We start from the raw sequence: 16094 nt of genomic DNA on the forward strand, positions 1-16094 counted from the left end.
GGGGCCCCGCCCGCCGGGGCGGGGCGGCGGCCGTCCCCCCCCCGTGGGGGGGCCCCCCCGGGGGGCCCCCCGCCACTGCCATGTCTCTGCACTTCTCTCGTGTCGTGCTGCGGGGGACGGTGTGGCTCAGTGCTGGCCTCGCGAGACCCGGAGCCGGTGGTGTTCACGTGCGATCGCGGTGGCGTGGCCGTGGGCGATGCTGTGCTCGTCCTGGAGCCAGTGGACCCGGTCCTCGAACCGGGAGAAGCACGGGCCGTCGTCGATCTCCCTATACCACTCCGGCAGTTCGCGGCCGGTGACGGAAGGCACCTTCGCGAGCAGAGCCTGGTGGGTGGCTTCGGAGAAGTGCAAGGACATAAGCGCCTCCGGTGAGCGTTCCGTGACCTGAGCGTGCATGACGGGCGAACGGTTGGCAACCGCTGGGAGCGCACCGACCGAAGGGATCACCGAACGGTACGCTCCGGATATGTCCACCCTCCCCCCTGAGCCGCCCCGGAAACCGGCTACCCGTGAGTCGGTCGCGGTGGTGGTAGGCCCGGCTGTGCTGGCCCTCGAGGTGCGCAGGCTGGCCGACCGGTTCCGGCATCTGTCGGAGTCGCGGCTGGCCGCGCGCATCGACCCTGACGATCCGTCAGACCCGACGGTGACGCGGGCCGGCGCGGGACTCGCGCTGGCCCGCCGGCTCGCGGAGCTCGGGGACGCGCCGGAGGGCCTCGAGCCGGGCGACGTCGGGCCGTTCGCGGTCGGCGACCAGATCGCCGTCACCGGGCTCGATCTGGTGGCGCTCCTGGAAACGGAGGAGGCGGCCGAGCGTGGCTCGGCCGCCTCGGTGCTGCTGGAGCAGGCGCTCGGCGCGGTGCGGGAGTTGGCCGCCCGGGGGGGTGCGGGGGGGGGCGGGGGGGGGGTTGTTGCGGGGCGCCGCCCCATGTGAGCGTGTGGGGGCGTGTGGCGGTTTGTTGCGGGCCGCCGCCCCTGCGGGTCAGGCCGCGGGGCGGGCGTACACGCGGTCGGCGAGCATGTAGGCGGTCGCCTCGTGGACCTGGAAGGTCAGCGCGCGGCCGCCGCCGACCTCGGAGGCGCCGAGCAGGCGCACGTCCTGGTCCTGCCCCAGCGCGGCCTCGATGAGCGCGGCGACCTCGGCGTCGGCCGGCATGACGACGATCGAGCCGCCGTCGGCGAAGTCGAAGACGTCCAGGCCGCCCGCGGTGCCCGAGCGCAGGCCGGTGACGGCCGTGCCGCGGGCCGCGACGCCGAGCAGGTGGGCGCCGGTCAGGTGCGCCGGGAGCATGGGCGCCAGGCCCTGCGAGGGGTGCGGGGTGGTGGAGCGCAGCGGCGGCATCGCGGCGGTGTCGGGGCGCACCTCGTAGCCGTCGCGGGCGCTGTGCGGGTCGGCGGCCTCGGTCACCTCGGCCAGGTCGGCCGCGTCGGCCACCTCGGCCGCGGCCTCGGCGAACGTGTCGGCCTCGCCCTCGGCGGGCGTGGAGGCGAGCTTCGCGAGCGCGGGGTCCTGCCGGGGTATGCGCGGCGCGGGGACCTCGGTGAACGACCGGTCGGCGGCGCTGCCCCGCTCGGGCTCGAAGAGCGCGGTCATGAACTCCTCGTCCCAGAGCTCGGCCGCGCGGCGCTCGTCGCGGGCCCGCTGGGCGCGGCGCACCACGAGGGTGACGCCGGCGGTGCAGGCGGCGGCGATCAGGGCGGGGACAACGTACGACGACATGGCGAACCAGGACCCTTCGCAGACGTGGGAATCAGGGGCTCCGCCCAGGAGGAAGTGGTGCAGGTGTCCGGGGGAGTGCTTCCAGCCTCTCCGATTGCGGGTGGTCTGCGGCAGGGTGTGACGTCCTGTCCCTTTCGGGACCTTCGGCGTAGGCCGGACGGGTGACGCAGCCTTCCCGGGTCCGGACGCGCCGAAACCCACCTGGGAAATGTGCAGCTCAGGTGGGTTTCGGGCGTTCCGCGTAACAAATCCGTTTCGGGACCTTTGGTCTACGTGCGTAGACCCCTGGTTCCCCGGGAGATCTCCCGGTCGGGCCCGGTGCTCAGCTCAGGCGCTCCAGCACCATCGCCATGCCCATGCCGCCGCCGACGCACATGGTCTCCAGACCCCACTGCTTGTCGTGCCACTGGAGCGAGTTGATCAGCGTGCTGGTGATGCGCGCGCCGGTCATGCCGAACGGGTGGCCGATCGCGATGGCGCCGCCGTTGACGTTGACCTTGTCCAGGTCCAGGCCCAGGTCCTGATACGACGGGATCACCTGCGCCGCGAAGGCCTCGTTGATCTCCGCCAGGTCGATGTCGGCCGCGGTCAGGCCGGCGCGCTGGAGGGCGACCTTGCTGGCCTCGTACGGGCCGTAGCCCATGATCTCGGGGGACAGGCCGGTCACCGCGGTCGAGACGATGCGGGCCAGCGGCGTGAGGCCCAGCTCGCGCGCCTTGGTGTCGGACATGACGACCACGGCCGCGGCGCCGTCGTTCAGCGCGCAGCAGTTGCCCGCCGTGACCGTGCCGTCGGGGCGGAACACCGGCTTGAGCTGCGACACGGCCTCCAGCGTGACGCCGGCGCGCGGGCCGTCGTCCTTGCTGACCACGGTTCCGTCGGGCAGCGTGACCGGGGTTATGTCCTTGGCCCAGAAGCCGCTGGCGATGGCGGCCTCGGTCAGGTTCTGCGAGCGCACGCCGAACGCGTCCTGCTCGGCGCGGCTGATGCCCTTGAGCTGCGCGAGGTTCTCGGCGGTCTGGCCCATCGCGATGTAGACGTCCGGCAGGATGCCGTCCTCGCGCGGGTCGTTCCACGGGTCCTTCGCCGTGCCGACCTCGGCGCGGTGCGCGCTGCGCTGGCGGGCGTCGTCGAACAGCGGGTTCTTGGTGTCCGGGATCGAGTCGCTGTTGCCCTTGGTGTGGGTGCTGGAGACGACCTCGACGCCGGCCGAGATGAAGACGTCGCCCTCGCCCGCCTTGATCGCGTGCAGCGCCATGCGGGTGGTCTGCAGCGACGACGAGCAGTAGCGGGTGATCGTGGTGCCCGGCAGGTGGTCCATGCCGAGCAGGACCGCGATGTTGCGGCCCATGTTGTTGCCCTGCTCGCCACCGGGGAGGCCGCAGCCGAGCATCAGGTCGTCGATGTCGCGCGGGTCGAGCGAGGGCACCTTGTCCAGCGCGGCCCGGACCATCTGGACGGTCAGGTCGTCGGGGCGGATGTCCTTCAGCGAGCCCTTGAACGCACGGCCGATCGGCGAGCGCGCGGTGGCGACGATGACTGCTTCGGGCATGGACTACTCCTTGGCCGTCGGTACGAGGACAGGGGAGGTCTCTCGTCTGAGCTGAAGCTACTTCCTGGTAGTCACGGAGGCCATGGGCTGGTGGAGATCACCGGTGCGATCTCCCCCACGTCCGACCTGACGGCCAGTCAGATCAGCTTACTCGGCCGGTGCGCGCGGCCTCGGCCCGCTCCTCGTCCGGGCCCGCGGCGGGGGAGTCCCCGTCCGCGGGCTGCTCCTCGCCGGGCGCGCCCTGCCCCGGCGTGGGCGCCGGGATGCGCTGCCGGCGCCGGTGCCGCAGCAGCGCCCAACGACCCCGGGGCCCGCGCTCGCTGCCCGCCACCTGCGTACCGGCGACCTCGGTGCCGCCCTCCTCGACCGCCTCGACGGCCGCCACCGCGACCGGCAGCACGCCCTCGCCGCGGAAGCTGTCCGGGCGCTCCTCGTCCAGCGGCCACAGGTCCAGCGCGGCGCACACCGACGGCAGGAGGGCCATCGCGGCCGTCGAGTACCCCTCCTCCGACGGGTGGAAGCGGTCCGGGCCGAACAGGTCGCCCGGCCGCGCCGCGAACTCCGGGCCGAGCAGCGCGCCGATCGACACCGTACGGCCGCCCGCCTCGACCACCGCGATGGTCTGCGCGGCGGCCAGGCTGCGGCTCCACTGCCGGGCCAGATAACGCAGCGGCTGCGCGATCGGCTCGATCGTGCCCAGGTCCGGGCACGTCCCCACGACCACCTCGCAGCCCGACGCGATCAGCCGCCGCGTGGCCTGCTCCAGGCGGCGCACCGAATCCGCCGGACGCACCTGGTGCGTCACGTCGTTGGCGCCCACCATGATCATCGCGACGTCCGGCTCGGCGGCCAGCGCGAGCGTCACCTGCCGCTCCAGATCGCCCGACTGCGCACCGGACTTCGCGACGTTCGTCAGATGCACCGGGCGCTCCGCGACCGCGGCCAGACCGCACGCGAGCAGCGCGCCGGGCGTACGCATCGGGTCCGCGACGCCGAGGCCCGCGGCCGACGAGTCCCCTATCACCGCGAGCCGGATCAGGTCGCCGGGCAGGTCGCCGTACACGCCGTCCGCCGTGGGCGGTTCGCCGTCCGGCTCTCCGACGGTGCGGCGCGCGATCTTCGCCTCGGTGTAGAGCACCGCGGCGAGCGCGCCGGTCAGCAGGCCCACCCCGCCTCCGCCGAACGCGGCGGCCGCGGCGATCCGCCGCGCCGTCCTCGTCCGGATCATCGGCGCGGCCCGGTGCTCGTGGTCGCCGAGTCGGACATCCGGGCTCCCCTCGTGTCTGCCGCCCTTGTCGCGGGTGTACCGCGCGCGCGTTGCCGTACGCCGAACCCCGGGTGAAGCTTCGGCATCCCGCGCTCCGACCCTAACCGACCGTTAAGACGACCCATTCCCAGCGCAAGCCAAGGGCCGCACGGTCCGGGATATTTCGGCCTATGTTTCGTCCTAAGGTGTCCGTTGACCGGTCACCCCGGTCACTCTGGCGGACCAGGCAAGGACGCGAAGGAGCCCCGTGCGTTACGTCGACTCGATGCTCGACCTGATCGGCAACACCCCGCTCGTCAGGCTGACCAGCGTCACCCAAGGCCTGCAGGCGACGGTGCTCGCCAAGGTCGAGTACTTCAACCCGGGCGGCTCGGTCAAGGACCGCATCGCGGTCCGCATGGTCGACGCCGCCGAGGCCTCCGGACAGCTCAAGCCCGGCGGCGTCATCGTCGAACCGACCTCCGGCAACACCGGCGTCGGCCTGGCGATGGTCGCGCAGCAGCGCGGCTACCGGTGCATCTTCGTCTGCCCGGACAAGGTCAGCACCGACAAGATCAACGTGCTGCGGGCCTACGGCGCCGACGTCGTGGTCTGCCCCACGGCGGTCGACCCGGCCCACCCCGACTCGTACTACAACGTGTCGGACCGCCTGGTGCGCGAGACGCCCGGCGCGTGGAAGCCCGACCAGTACTCCAACCCGAACAACCCCGAGTCGCACTACGTCGGCACCGGGCCCGAGCTGTGGGAGCAGACCGACGGGCGCATCACGCACTTCGTCGCGGGCGTCGGCACCGGCGGCACCATCAGCGGCACCGGCCGGTTCCTCAAGGAGGTCTCCGGCGGCAAGGTGAAGGTGATCGGCGCCGACCCCGAGGGATCGGTCTACTCCGGCGGCAGCGGCCGCCCGTACCTCGTCGAGGGCGTCGGCGAGGACTTCTGGCCGACCGCCTACGACCCGGACGTCGCCGACGAGATCATCGCCGTCTCCGACCGCGACTCGTTCCTCATGACCCGCCGCCTCGCCCGCGAGGAGGGCCTCCTCGTCGGCGGCTCCTGCGGCATGGCCGTCGCCGCCGCGCTGCGCGCCGCCGAATCGCTCGGCCCGGACGACGTCGTCGTCGTCCTGCTCCCCGACTCGGGCCGCGGCTACCTCTCCAAGATCTTCAACGACGAGTGGATGGCCGACCACGGCTTCCTGGAGGCCGGCCCCGGCGAGGCCAAGGTCGCCGACGTGCTCTCCCGCAAGCAGGGCGACCTGCCCGCTCTCGTGCACGTGCACCCCGACGAGACCGTCGGCGAGGCCATCGGCATCCTCCGCGAGTTCGGCGTCAGCCAGATGCCCGTCGTCAAGCCCGGCGCCGGCCACCCCGACGTGATGGCCGCCGAGGTCGTCGGCAAGATCGCCGAACGCGACCTCCTCGACGCCCTCGTCTCCGGCCGCGCCGGCTCCGACGACCCGCTGGAAAAGCACATGTCCACCCCGATGCCGGTCGTCGGCTCCGGCGAATCCGTCGCCCGCCTCGCCGCCGTCCTCGAATCCGCCGACGCCGCCCTCGTCCTCGTCGACGGCAAGCCTCAGGGCGTCGTCACCCGCCAGGACCTCCTGGGCCACCTGGCCGCCGGCTGACGCACTCGGGACGCCACGCGCCCGCCTGCCCGTCTTTGGGCAGGCGGGCGCGCCCACCGACGCCCCGAGGCGCACCCAACCGCGCCACGGGGCCATGAACTGATCTCGGGCTCGCTGGAGGCTTTCGCCTGACGGCAAGCGGTGCGCGCCCCATCCCCGCCGCGCAGGCCGCGGTGCTTCGCGCGCGGCGGTGTGGGTGGGCCGCGGTGCTTCGCACGCGGCGGTGTGGGGCGTAGTTCGTCGCGTTGGGCGTTCCGGCGCGGGTGAGATCTGGTTCTTACACGGTTCGCCGTCTCCGAGTCGTCGGGACACGTCGGCGTAGCCCCCGCGTAACACGGTCGGGGGAGGGTTGATCACGTGCCAGTCCACGCACGGAGGTGATCAGCACATGGCGCTGTGGCGTGTCCGCGCCCAGGTCGCGGACGATCCAGGTCGGCTCGCTCGGTTGGCGGCGGTTTTGGCGGGGCTCGACGCGAACGTGCTCGGGCTCAACGTCCAGGCGTGCGAGGGCGGTCCGGTCGACGAGTTCTTCGTGCACGCGGGCGCCGCGGTGACCGGGGCGCAGCTCACCGCCGGGCTGGTCGCGGCCGGTGGGCGCAGGGTGGTCGCGGTGCCGGCCGACGCGCACGAGCTCGTGGACGGGCCCACGCGGGCGCTCGTGCTGGCTGCCCATCTGCGGGACCACCCCGAGGCGTTGCCCCAGGCGCTCACCGAACTGCTCGGCGCGAGCGAGGCGTCCTGGGTCGACCCCGACGCGTCGCTCACCGGCGTGTACACCGACGACCGCGACGTGCTGTACGTGCCGGTCCTCGACGGCCGCGCCGTGCGCGTCGTACGGCCCGGCATGCCGTTCACCATGACCGAGTCGGCCCGCGCCGCCGCCCTCGCCAGGATCCCCGCGCAGGCGCCGCTGCCGCCGCCCGCGTCGACCGGGACGTGGCTGCTGCTGCGCGACGGCACCGAGGTGCTGGTGCGTCCCGGCCGTGCCGACGACGTCGAGTCGGTGCAGCTGATGCACGACCGGTGCTCGCCCGAGAGCCGTCGGCTGCGCTACTTCACGTCCATCCCGCGCCTGCCGCGCGCCGCCGTCGAACGCCTGCTCGTGCCCCGGGCCGGCGTCACGCTCGTCGCGGTGCGTCCCGACGGCGGCATCGCCGCGGTCGGCTCGCTGCTGCACACCCAGGACCCCGGCTGCGGCGAGCTCGCCCTGCTCGTCGAGGACGGCTGGCAGGGCCGCGGCCTCGGTACCGCGCTGCTGCGCCGCCTCGGCACGATCGCGCAGGCCCGCGGCATGGCGGAGCTGCGTGCGCACGTGCTGCCGGGCAACCGGCGCATGCTCGGGCTGTTCGACCGCGCGGGGCTGAGCGGGCAGCGGATGTTCGAGGACGGTGTGGTGCTGGTCAGCGTCCCGGTGGTGCCGAGCGCGCTGCCCGGGCGGTGCGCCTAGCCGGGCGCGGTGCGGTCACGCCGGCCGGGCCCCGGGCCCATCCGGGTCCTCCCAGGGCTCAGGCCCCGGACCCGGATGCGGGCCCGTGCACGGGCCTTGCACGGCCGTCCGACCCGCACGTTCGTGGGATGTTCGCCCGGTGTCCGACCCGTCGGGACGCCGGTCGGCGCGTCACCCGGAAGGTCCCCCGCTCCGCGCCACTAGGCTCTGCTGCCATGGACACCGCACCTGTTTCCGATAACCCCCAGTTCATCCGGCTCAGCCTGGACATCGTGCTGGAGGTCACCGACGAGGGCGCCCTGCGTGCGGCGGCCCTCGAGGCCGTCAAGGGCGACGACGACCTGACCGCCGAGGAGCGCGCGGACGCCGTCGCGGCGATCGACGCGGACCTGGCCGAGTCGGTCTCGTACCTGATCGACCCGTTCAGCCTGGTCGCGGACGTGCCGGGCACGGAGCTGAGCGAGGCCGGCTGGCAGTCCGAGGGCGCCGAGTACGCGCCCGACGACGAGGAGGAGCTCGACGAGGACGACGCCTGAGCCGTTACGGTGTCGGCTCCCAACGAGTGAATCCCGGCGGCGGGCGTTGCCCCGCGTCGACGTCCTTCGTTGTCCCCAGTGCCGCGCGGGTTCGCGCGGCACTGTGACATGGAGGATCAATGAACACGGTCAAGAAGGCGGTCTTCGTTTCCGCCGCCGCCACCGGTCTCCTGGCCGCGGGCATGGGCGCCGCATTCGCCAGCGCCGACGCCGACGGTGCCGCCACGGGTTCGCCCGGCGTCATCTCCGGCAACGTCGTCCAGGTTCCGGTGCACGTGCCGGTCAACGTTTGCGGCAACACCGTGAACGTGATCGGTCTGCTGAACCCCGCGTTCGGCAACACCTGCATCAACCACGGCTGACGCAGCCGACGCAGTACCGCCGGTTCGCGCCGGTTCTCTGGTCGCTCAGACCAAACGCGTGCGGCGGGGGGGGGCGGGGGGGGCCCCCCCCCCCCCCGCGGCCCCCCCGGGGGGGGGGGGGGGCGGGCGGGGCCCCCGCGCCCGGGCCCGCCCCCCGCCGTTTGTGCGTCCTGCCGTGCCCGAGGGGCGGAGGGTCAGGCGTGCGTGCCGCCGTCGATGCGCAGCGTCGTGCCGGTGACGAACTTGCCGTCCTCCGACGCGAGCGCGGCGATCATGCCGGCGATGACGTCCGGGTGCGCCATGCCCTCGCCGATGATCGGCATGAGCTTGCCGAACAGCTCCCACTCGGCGTCCTCGGGCACCTGGTTCGGGGTGTCGTCGACGATGCCGCTGGAGATGCTGCCCGGCGCGACGCACAGCGCGCGCAGGCCCTGGCGGCTGTACTCGAGCGCGATCGCGTGGGTGAACGCGTCGATGCCGCCCTTGCTCGCCGCGTACGCCGCCATGTACGGGTGCGCGAAGGCCGCCGAGGTCGAGCTGAAGTTGACGATGACCGCGCCCTCGCCGGTCTCGAGCAGCGCGGGGAGCGCGGCCTTCGTCATCAGGAACGTGCCGGTCAGGTTGATGTTGATGATCTGGTTCCACACGTCCAGCGAGAAGGTGTGGGTGTGCCCGGCGCGCAGGATGCCGGCCGCGTTGACCAGGACGTCCAGGCCGCCGAGGCGCGCGACGGTCTCGGCGACGCCCTCGTTGACGGAGGCCTCGTCCGAGACATCGAGGACGGCGGTGGACAGCCGGCCGTCGACGCCGGCCTCCTTCGCCATGGCGCGGGTCTTCTCGAGCCCGTCGGCGTTCACGTCGACCGCGTGGACCGTGCCGGCCTCGCGGAGCAGCCGCAGCACGGTGGCCTGGCCGATGCCCGAGCCGCCGCCGGTGACGATGATGCGCCGGTCCTGGAACCTCTCCACTGCTTCCTCCTCGCCGTGGGCGGCCCGCCGTATCGCGGGGCGCCCGGTCGTGTCGCCCCAATCACATGCTCAAGAAGCTTGCGGGTTCAAGGGCTACCGGGCGCGAAATGAAACACGTTCCACCACCGGGCGGTGGGGTGCCCGCTTACGGCCGTCGGTATTGGCCTGGTTTTCCCTGGCATGTCCGGTGCCGTTAGCGGGAACCCGTCGTCCTTGTACGCATGGTCGACGCACGACGAAAGAGGTTGCCATGTCAGACCGCACGACCAAGCCCGCCGAATCCGGCGGATCGGCACTCGGAACGCCGCACTCCACGCAGGTGTCCGCGCTCCAGTCCGAAAAGGGCCGGACCGTGATCGCCGACTCGGTCGTCGCGAAGATCTCCGGCGTCGCGGCCCGCGAGATCTCCGGCGTGCACGCGCTGGGCAAGGGCGTCTCCCGCGCCTTCGCCTCGATGCGCCAGCGGGTCCCCGGCGGCAAGCCGAACGTCGCCCAGGGCGTGAGCGTCGAGGTCGGCGAACGCCAGTGCGCGGTCGACCTGACCCTGATCGTCGAGTACGGCTACGCCATCGCCGAGGTCGCGGCGTCGGTCCGCGAAAACGTCATCGAGTCGGTCGAACGCATGACCGGACTCGAGGTCGTCGAGGTGAACCTGTCGGTCGACGACGTCTACATCGAGGCCGACGACGACCGCAGCGGCGGCCGGCAGCTCGAATAGCACGGCCCGACCCGCAGGGCGCCCGGCCCGGCCCCACCACGCCTCGACGAGGGGCCGCCACCGGGCGCCGGCGCCTGGGGCCGGTCTGCGGGGCCGGAGCCACCGTGCCGGGGCGATGCGGTTCGGCGGCGTGTGCCCGCTCTGGGGGGCGCGGGGGCGCGGGGTCGCGGGGGCATCGGGGCGAGGCCCGCGTGGCGGGGCGATGCGGTTCGGCGGTGTGCGCCGGCGCCGCAGGGCGCTGACGCGTGGCCTCCGTGCCGGCGCCAGGCGGGCCGGCGGCGTGCGCGCGTACCCGCGCGCGCGAGGGCGTGCCCGCCTGACAGCGCGCCAGGGCACCGGACCTCAACCTCCGTCCCTCCGCCCCTCCACCCCCGCCACAATGTCCCCGTGAACGACACCGTCGCCGTCGCCCTCATCACCTCCCTCTCCACCCTGATAGCCGGCGGCCTCGCCGGCCTCGTCAGCTGGCTTTTGACTGGTCGTCAACTCAGGCACGCGGGCGAACTCGCCCAGCGGGAGCGGGCGGAGGCCCGGTCCGGGCGGCTCCGGGAGGGGCGGCGTGAGGCGTACGAACGGTTCCTGGTCCGCGTCGACGAGGCGTACCGTGCGCTCGACAACAGCTGGACGCAGGCGCCGTTAACCGAACCGGCTGATGGGTTCACGGCGCGGCGGGCCGTCGACGAGGCCCTGGTGCGTGTCCAGTTGGAGGGCCCGGAGCCCGTCGCCGCGGCCGCACACCTCGTCACCCGCTCCGTCGGTGACGAATTCCGAAAGCTGCGCCGCCTCATCGCCGACCACCAGGGCGAACAGCGGTCGGCCGCCGCGGTCGACGCCGCCCTCCGTACCGCCGTCCTGGAAGCGCGGCGCGACACCACCGAAGCCTTCGTCACCGAGGCCCGGGCCGCGCTGAACGCAGCCTGAGCAGCCCGTCACACCCCGTCGAACGGCGGCGGGCCGAGCATTTCGTAGCCGGCCCGGTGCGCCGCCTCCGCGATGCGCGCGAAGTTGGCGTCCGACAGCTCGACGTCGGCCATCTCGGCCGCGAACTCCTCGAAACCGGACGGCGCCGTGAGCTGCAGCAGCCGCGCCGTCGCGGAGCGGACCCGGAACGAGTGCGGCACGCTGTGCGGCAGGAACGCGAATCCGCCCGTGCCAAGTGCCCAGCGGGCGTCACCGCACACGACGTCGACCTCGCCGTCGAGGACGTAGAACGCCTCGTCCTCGATGTGGTGCGCGTGCAGCGGCGGTGCGAACCCCTGTTCGAGCAGCTGTTCGAAGAAGGTGTACTCGTCGCCGGTCTCCTCACCGGTCGCGAGCATCCGCAGCGGGTGCCTGAAGAACGTGCGTTCGCCTCCGTGACCCTGGCCCGCTTCCAGCATGTAGCGCCGGTCGCCGCTGGTCATGGTGCCTCCTCGCGCCGGACCGCCCCCTGATGCGCCCCCGTCCGCCCCCACTAGGCAGTATCCCCGCCCGCCGCGCCCACCGCCCCCGGAGCCCGCCCCGCCTTGCCCGCCCCGGCTCCCGGAGAGACGCTGAAAAGAGCGTGACCGGGCTTCCCCGAGCGCTGGCACAGCGCGTGGCGCGGTCGCCGCGGAAGCGAGTGAGCACTATGCGCACAATGCTGATCGCCAGGTTCGACAACGAAAAAGCCAACGAGGCCATCCAAGAAGGCCTGATGGCGAAGCAACTCGAGGAACTCGTCGCGCGACTCCAGCCCGAAGCCGCGTACTTCACGACCGCCGAAGGCGACCGTACGGCGTTCCTCGTCTTCGACCTCGACGAGTCCTGGAAGATGCCGGTGATCGGCGAACCCCTCTTCGCCGCCGGCGCGAAGCTGACACTCCGTCCGGTCATGAACCTCGAAGACCTCCAGAAGGGCCTCGCGGCACTCGGCCACTGAACCCCCGGACCGGGCCCCCTGGTTGGATGGCGGTCAGCCCGGGTAACCCTAGGGTCCGCCCCACCGATCGGAGGCATTGATGGCCACCATCGCCGTCTTCGCCGCAGTCCTGGTCATCCTCCTCACCACGGTCGCCATCCTCGCCACCCGCCGAAGCTCCCGCCGCACCGAAAACCTCGACGGCCTGGAACTGGAACGCCAACGCACCACCTCCGCCGAAGCCTCCGGCGGCATCTTCGGCGTCCACGGCACCGGCACCCACCACGGCCACGGCCTCTTCGACCGCGACAACCACAAAACCTTCGGCTGACCACTCCTCCGCGAGCCGGCCCAAGGCGAGCGCCGTCGCGGTCGAACTCCCGGCCCTCACCGTCCAGTCGCAGCAGGGAACCACCATCGACATGGACGTTCTCTTCATCACGAGCGTGGCGGCGGTCGTCGCCGACCCGCCGCAGAGCCGCAAGCTGTTCGTCGAAGCTCTTGGCCTACCCCTGGAGGGGGAAGGCAACGGCTACTACTCGAGCGGCAGCATTCCCGGCAGCAAGCACTTCGGCCTGTGGCCGCTCTCGCAGGCGGCCGAGGCGTGCTTCGGAACGCCCGCCTGGCCCGCCGACAGGGTGGTCCCGCAGGCGTCGATCGAATTCGAGGTGGCGGATGCGGAAGCAGTCGCAGCCGCCGGCGACGAGCTCCAACGCGCGGGCTTCGAACTGGTCTGCCCGGCCCGCACCGAGCCCTGGGGCCAGACGGTGGCCAGACTCCTCACGGCCGACGGCCTGATCGTCGGGATCTCCTACGCTCCCTCGCTGCACCAGGACAGCACGACGACCGGGAAACCCCCGGGGCCGGACTGAGGTCACCGGACCGGGCTCTGTCCACGCAGGTCAGGATGGTCATATGGCCGAGAAGACGGAGGCTCCGCCGCCGACGATGTTGCGGGCCATGGCGAACCTCGCGAAGTTCCACCGCGAACACGAGGAGTTCTACGCGGCGGCTCCGCGTGAGCAGGCGGTAGCCGTTCAACGTGCTGTCCGCACGCTGCTCGCCTTGGCCGACCGGTGGTCAGCCGCGTCGCCGACCCAGCCCACCGCGTTGAGCCCCTTCGAGGGCGCCGAGGACCTGACGTCTCCGGTCGCCCTGCAACTAGAGGGCGTGCTGTTCATGGAGGGCGAGGGAGAGCCCGCCGAGGTCCGGCGGCTCAAGCGCGACCTCATGAGCGTCGCGGACGACCTGGCCTCAGCGGCGGACTGGCTGGCGTCCGCCATGCGAGCCTCCTGGGAAGCCGCAGCCGCCCTGCTCGACTACGACGAGTTCGCGAGCCTCCTCGGCGAACGGCACCGGATCATCAGCAACGACTGGCAGGCCGCCCATATGGCCGAAGTCGCGGGCCTCCTGCTCCGCCGCGCGGTCGAGGTCGTCGACCGCGTCGACTTCCGCCCTCCCGCCCTGCGCGCCGACCTCGCCGCGACCGCCCTCAGCCCGCAGCGCCTCTACTCGGCAGCCGAACTCGCAGCCAGGGCAGCAGATCTCCTCAGCGACTCGGCAACCCTGGTCCACGACAACGAGCGTCGCTGGCGCGTCTTCCGCGCCCGCGTAACGGAGCTCATGAGCACGACGGGCCAGTAGCACGCACAAAGCCAACAGGTGCCCACCCACCGCACTGCGGCGGTGCGCAGCAGTGCGGTGCGGCGGGTCAGTTCGTCAGCCATCCGCCTTGGCCCCGCCGATCGGGCAGCTCACGCCCGTGCCGCCAAGTCTGTTGTGGCATGTGACCCGTCTGTGTGGGGAGTCGGGTCGTCAACGCCATGGTTCGGCGGGGGTCCACAAAGGTTCTGCCGTGAACCATCCCGGGTGGTCGGTCCGGCTGAGTGTGTCGGTGAGCAGGCCGTGGATGAAGGCCGTGAACGAGCCAGCGTAGACGAAATATCCGCGCCATTGCCGGTACAGAACACCGATGGTCCAGGTTGACGGGTCGGCCGACTCGGGGGCGAAGAAGCACGTGTCGCCCTCCCAGCCATGGGAACCCCAGGCGAGCAGGTCCGGGAACCCGTCGACGGGTGCGGGCGGGAAGTCCTCCAGGTACTCCCGCAAGCTGCGCACGAGGTCTGCCGTTCCGTCGATCATGTCTCCGAGCAACGATTCGCCTCGCCGCGGGTGGAGGATCCACAGGTACCGCGCGAGGGCGCACGGCGCGTACAGGTCGACGAAGGCCTTGTAGTCCTCGGGCAGCGCGACGCCCAAGCGGTGTTCGAGCTGATCCCATGCCTCAGCGTCAGCCGCGCGATCGGCCCGTGCCCGCCATGGAGGCTCGCCGAGCAGCTCGATGAGGTGATCGAGGTGACTCGGGGAGTCGGGGGTGGTGTTCACGGGCCGATGCTGGCATGGCGGGGTGACGACAGGGCCGGGTCAGCCATCAGTCCGGGGTGAGACCCACCGGGCAGGAGCCCCAGGAGTCGGCGCCGGGGTCATTAGGTTGCCGCCGGTGCCGCCGAGTCTGTCGTCGTATGTGACCAGTCTTGTGGGAGTCTCGCGGCGTCGCCGCGTTTCGTGATCAGTAGTAGTGGCTGCCTGGGGGCCACGGTTCGAAGGTGGCGAACTCGGCGGGATCCTCGTCCTCGTCCAACCCTGCGAAGCCTGAGACTTCGAGGTCGCCGCGGAGCCACAGCAGCAGGACTTCGGGCAAGCTTGCGCCTAGAGGCGGGCCCGTCGGCGCATGTCTCGGGCGCATCAGCAGCGGCCAGTCGTTCGGGTCGCCGATGCACTGCCAGACGAGCCGGTCGCCGTCACTGGTGCTTGCAAAGGGCAGGTCTCCGCCAGGTTCGGGCCACACGGCCTGGACGCCACCAAGGCCGGGATACGCCTCGAAGGCCAGCTGTCGCTGACGCCACTGCTCGACGAGCCCCTGCCCGTCGAGCCGTAGAGGCGTGTACATGCGCAACCAGTTGCCCCAGTGGCCGGCGCCGTACAACGTCATCAGGTCGACGTAGTCCCGGGGCAGGGTCGACCCCAGCGCCTGATACAGGTCGTCCCAACTCGCCGGGCCCAGCCAGGGTTCGACAGGCGGAGGCACGTACAACGCCAGTTCTTGCAGCCACCTCGACTCGGTCACCTGCGGATCCTGGCACAGGGGAGCGACGCGGCCCTCGTGGCGTTCACGCGCCGTGGTTGGCGCGCAAAGCGCTGCTCACCGGGTCGGTGCCGGCGAGCAGCGCTTGCAGTGTGGCCAGGACGTCTGCGGGCAGCAGGTCAGCCATCGGTCGGCTTGAGGCCTACCGGGCAGGAGCCCCAGGAGTCGGCGCCCGGGTCACTTAGGTTGACGCCGGTTCCGCCCAGGCCGCAGTAGCCGTTGGGGTTTTTGTCTAGGTACTGCTGGTGGTAGGCCTCGGCGAACCAGAAGGTGTCGGCGGGGAGGATTTCGGTGGTGATGTCGGTGTAGAGGGCCTTGGTGAGGACCTGCTGGTAGGCCGCGCGGGAGGCTTCGGCGGTGGCTTGTTGGGTGGGGGAGTGGGTGTAGACGGCGGAGCGGTACTGGGTGCCTTCGTCGTTGCCCTGGCGGTAGCCCTGGGTCGGGTCGTGGGCTTCCCAGAAGACCTTGAGGAGGGCGTCGTAGGTGACCTGGGTCGGGTCGAAGACGACGCGTACGGCTTCGGTGTGGCCGGTGCGGCCGCTGCAGACCTCTTCGTAGGTCGGGTTCGGGGTGGTGCCGCCCTGGTAGCCGACGGCGGTGGTCCAGACGCCCGGGGTCTGCCAGAACTTGCGCTCGGCGCCCCAGAAGCAGCCCAGGCCGAAGTCGGCGACCTCGAGGCCGGCGGGGTACGGGCCCTCCAGGGGGTGGCCGAGGACCGTGTGGAGCTCGGGCACCGTGAAGGGCCGTTCCGCGCGGCCCCGGAGAGTCTCGTCGGGATTCGGCATGCGGGGGCTGAAGTCCCTGCGGTCGAACAGCACGGTGTCCTCCAACGTCGGTCGGCGGGGTCTGTCGGCGATCCGGCTGCCATCGCTGTGT

20 protein-coding genes are annotated in these 16094 nt (G+C 72.0%); 11 read left to right on the forward strand and 9 right to left on the reverse strand.

Features of this window, described 5'->3' with window-relative positions:
- Positions 1–126: 126 nt before the first annotated feature.
- Positions 127–357, reverse strand: coding sequence for a DUF4287 domain-containing protein (locus QI554_RS21920; protein ID WP_281471881.1), 231 nt, complete (start codon positions 355–357; stop codon positions 127–129).
- Between the two features lie 109 nt (positions 358–466).
- On the opposite strand from QI554_RS21920, the gene QI554_RS21925 reads away from it, so the two are divergent.
- Complete coding sequence (locus tag QI554_RS21925) at positions 467–931, forward strand: hypothetical protein (protein WP_281471882.1); 465 nt, start codon at positions 467–469, stop codon at positions 929–931.
- A gap of 48 nt (positions 932–979) precedes the next feature.
- Here QI554_RS21925 and QI554_RS21930 read toward each other — a convergent pair whose 3' ends face one another.
- The 3 genes from QI554_RS21930 to QI554_RS21940 all read right to left on the reverse strand — a co-directional run bounded on the left by QI554_RS21930 (position 980) and on the right by QI554_RS21940 (position 4497).
- Positions 980–1717, reverse strand: a complete 738-nt coding sequence (locus tag QI554_RS21930; protein WP_281471883.1) for a hypothetical protein — start codon at positions 1715–1717, stop codon at positions 980–982.
- A 322-nt stretch (positions 1718–2039) separates the two neighbouring features.
- A complete protein-coding gene (locus tag QI554_RS21935) occupies positions 2040–3269 on the reverse strand; it encodes an acetyl-CoA C-acetyltransferase (RefSeq protein ID WP_281471884.1) in 1230 nt (409 codons plus the stop codon).
- Between the two features lie 142 nt (positions 3270–3411).
- A complete protein-coding gene (locus tag QI554_RS21940) occupies positions 3412–4497 on the reverse strand; it encodes an SGNH/GDSL hydrolase family protein (RefSeq protein ID WP_281471885.1) in 1086 nt (361 codons plus the stop codon).
- A 286-nt stretch (positions 4498–4783) separates the two neighbouring features.
- Between QI554_RS21940 and QI554_RS21945 the strand changes: the two genes are divergently transcribed.
- The 4 genes from QI554_RS21945 to QI554_RS21960 all read left to right on the forward strand — a co-directional run bounded on the left by QI554_RS21945 (position 4784) and on the right by QI554_RS21960 (position 8508).
- A complete protein-coding gene (locus QI554_RS21945) occupies positions 4784–6163 on the forward strand; it encodes a cystathionine beta-synthase (protein WP_281471886.1) in 1380 nt (459 codons plus the stop codon).
- Between the two features lie 388 nt (positions 6164–6551).
- Positions 6552–7610 carry a GNAT family N-acetyltransferase gene (locus tag QI554_RS21950; RefSeq protein WP_281471887.1) on the forward strand — a complete coding sequence of 353 codons (1059 nt, stop codon included), beginning with the start codon at positions 6552–6554 and terminating at the stop codon, positions 7608–7610.
- A gap of 215 nt (positions 7611–7825) precedes the next feature.
- A complete protein-coding gene (locus tag QI554_RS21955) occupies positions 7826–8146 on the forward strand; it encodes a hypothetical protein (RefSeq protein ID WP_281471888.1) in 321 nt (106 codons plus the stop codon).
- A 119-nt stretch (positions 8147–8265) separates the two neighbouring features.
- Positions 8266–8508 (forward strand): chaplin, encoded by a 243-nt coding sequence (locus tag QI554_RS21960; RefSeq protein ID WP_281471889.1) that lies wholly within the window; start codon positions 8266–8268, stop codon positions 8506–8508.
- A 194-nt stretch (positions 8509–8702) separates the two neighbouring features.
- Here QI554_RS21960 and QI554_RS21965 read toward each other — a convergent pair whose 3' ends face one another.
- On the reverse strand, positions 8703–9476 hold the full coding sequence (locus QI554_RS21965; RefSeq protein WP_281471890.1) for an SDR family NAD(P)-dependent oxidoreductase: 774 nt from the start codon (positions 9474–9476) through the stop codon (positions 8703–8705).
- 250 nt (positions 9477–9726) lie between these two features.
- Here QI554_RS21965 and QI554_RS21970 point away from each other — a divergent pair, with 250 nt between their 5' ends.
- Together QI554_RS21970 and QI554_RS21975 are read left to right on the forward strand one after the other, a co-directional pair.
- The gene (locus tag QI554_RS21970) at positions 9727–10194 is read left to right on the forward strand and encodes an Asp23/Gls24 family envelope stress response protein (protein WP_281471891.1); all 468 of its coding nucleotides are present in this window, start codon (positions 9727–9729) and stop codon (positions 10192–10194) included.
- A 387-nt stretch (positions 10195–10581) separates the two neighbouring features.
- Positions 10582–11115, forward strand: coding sequence for a hypothetical protein (locus QI554_RS21975; protein ID WP_281471892.1), 534 nt, complete (start codon positions 10582–10584; stop codon positions 11113–11115).
- Positions 11116–11123: 8 nt separating this feature from the next.
- Here the strand turns inward: QI554_RS21975 and QI554_RS21980 are convergent, their stop codons facing one another.
- Positions 11124–11597 carry a cupin domain-containing protein gene (locus tag QI554_RS21980; RefSeq protein WP_281471893.1) on the reverse strand — a complete coding sequence of 158 codons (474 nt, stop codon included), beginning with the start codon at positions 11595–11597 and terminating at the stop codon, positions 11124–11126.
- Positions 11598–11812: 215 nt separating this feature from the next.
- Between QI554_RS21980 and QI554_RS21985 the strand changes: the two genes are divergently transcribed.
- From QI554_RS21985 to QI554_RS22000, 4 genes are all read left to right on the forward strand, one after another.
- A complete protein-coding gene (locus tag QI554_RS21985; protein ID WP_343230804.1) occupies positions 11813–12094 on the forward strand; it encodes a hypothetical protein in 282 nt (93 codons plus the stop codon).
- Positions 12095–12173: 79 nt separating this feature from the next.
- Complete coding sequence (locus tag QI554_RS21990; protein ID WP_281471895.1) at positions 12174–12404, forward strand: hypothetical protein; 231 nt, start codon at positions 12174–12176, stop codon at positions 12402–12404.
- A gap of 91 nt (positions 12405–12495) precedes the next feature.
- Positions 12496–12945 (forward strand): VOC family protein, encoded by a 450-nt coding sequence (locus QI554_RS21995; protein WP_281471896.1) that lies wholly within the window; start codon positions 12496–12498, stop codon positions 12943–12945.
- Between the two features lie 43 nt (positions 12946–12988).
- The gene (locus QI554_RS22000) at positions 12989–13717 is read left to right on the forward strand and encodes a hypothetical protein (RefSeq protein WP_281471897.1); all 729 of its coding nucleotides are present in this window, start codon (positions 12989–12991) and stop codon (positions 13715–13717) included.
- 171 nt (positions 13718–13888) lie between these two features.
- Here the strand turns inward: QI554_RS22000 and QI554_RS22005 are convergent, their stop codons facing one another.
- The 3 genes from QI554_RS22005 to msrA form a co-directional block, all read right to left on the reverse strand.
- Positions 13889–14458, reverse strand: coding sequence for an SMI1/KNR4 family protein (locus QI554_RS22005; protein ID WP_281471898.1), 570 nt, complete (start codon positions 14456–14458; stop codon positions 13889–13891).
- 184 nt (positions 14459–14642) lie between these two features.
- Positions 14643–15200, reverse strand: coding sequence for a hypothetical protein (locus QI554_RS22010; protein ID WP_281471899.1), 558 nt, complete (start codon positions 15198–15200; stop codon positions 14643–14645).
- Positions 15201–15337: 137 nt separating this feature from the next.
- Positions 15338–16036, reverse strand: a complete 699-nt coding sequence (msrA, locus tag QI554_RS22015; RefSeq protein WP_425528024.1) for a peptide-methionine (S)-S-oxide reductase MsrA — start codon at positions 16034–16036, stop codon at positions 15338–15340.
- Between the last annotated feature and the right edge of the window lie 58 nt (positions 16037–16094).

Source organism: Yinghuangia seranimata (assembly GCF_029953285.1).
Taxonomy (GTDB): Bacteria; Actinomycetota; Actinomycetes; order Streptomycetales; family Streptomycetaceae; genus Yinghuangia; species Yinghuangia seranimata.

Excerpts from the sequence above, each read along its gene's own strand:
- QI554_RS21920 (WP_281471881.1), bottom strand. The coding sequence starts at position 357 with ATGTCCTTGCACTTCTCCGAAGCCACCCACCAGGCTCTGCTCGCGAAG.
- QI554_RS21930 (WP_281471883.1), bottom strand. The coding sequence starts at position 1,717 with ATGTCGTCGTACGTTGTCCCCGCCCTGATCGCCGCCGCCTGCACCGCC.
- QI554_RS21990 (WP_281471895.1), top strand. The coding sequence starts at position 12,174 with ATGGCCACCATCGCCGTCTTCGCCGCAGTCCTGGTCATCCTCCTCACC.
- QI554_RS21960 (WP_281471889.1), top strand. The coding sequence starts at position 8,266 with ATGAACACGGTCAAGAAGGCGGTCTTCGTTTCCGCCGCCGCCACCGGT.
- QI554_RS21980 (WP_281471893.1), bottom strand. The coding sequence starts at position 11,597 with ATGACCAGCGGCGACCGGCGCTACATGCTGGAAGCGGGCCAGGGTCAC.
- QI554_RS21940 (WP_281471885.1), bottom strand. The coding sequence starts at position 4,497 with ATGATCCGGACGAGGACGGCGCGGCGGATCGCCGCGGCCGCCGCGTTC.
- QI554_RS21925 (WP_281471882.1), top strand. The coding sequence starts at position 467 with ATGTCCACCCTCCCCCCTGAGCCGCCCCGGAAACCGGCTACCCGTGAG.
- QI554_RS21995 (WP_281471896.1), top strand. The coding sequence starts at position 12,496 with ATGGACGTTCTCTTCATCACGAGCGTGGCGGCGGTCGTCGCCGACCCG.
- QI554_RS21970 (WP_281471891.1), top strand. The coding sequence starts at position 9,727 with ATGTCAGACCGCACGACCAAGCCCGCCGAATCCGGCGGATCGGCACTC.
- QI554_RS21935 (WP_281471884.1), bottom strand. The coding sequence starts at position 3,269 with ATGCCCGAAGCAGTCATCGTCGCCACCGCGCGCTCGCCGATCGGCCGT.
- QI554_RS21985 (WP_343230804.1), top strand. The coding sequence starts at position 11,813 with ATGCTGATCGCCAGGTTCGACAACGAAAAAGCCAACGAGGCCATCCAA.
- QI554_RS21950 (WP_281471887.1), top strand. The coding sequence starts at position 6,552 with ATGGCGCTGTGGCGTGTCCGCGCCCAGGTCGCGGACGATCCAGGTCGG.
- QI554_RS21955 (WP_281471888.1), top strand. The coding sequence starts at position 7,826 with ATGGACACCGCACCTGTTTCCGATAACCCCCAGTTCATCCGGCTCAGC.
- QI554_RS22000 (WP_281471897.1), top strand. The coding sequence starts at position 12,989 with ATGGCCGAGAAGACGGAGGCTCCGCCGCCGACGATGTTGCGGGCCATG.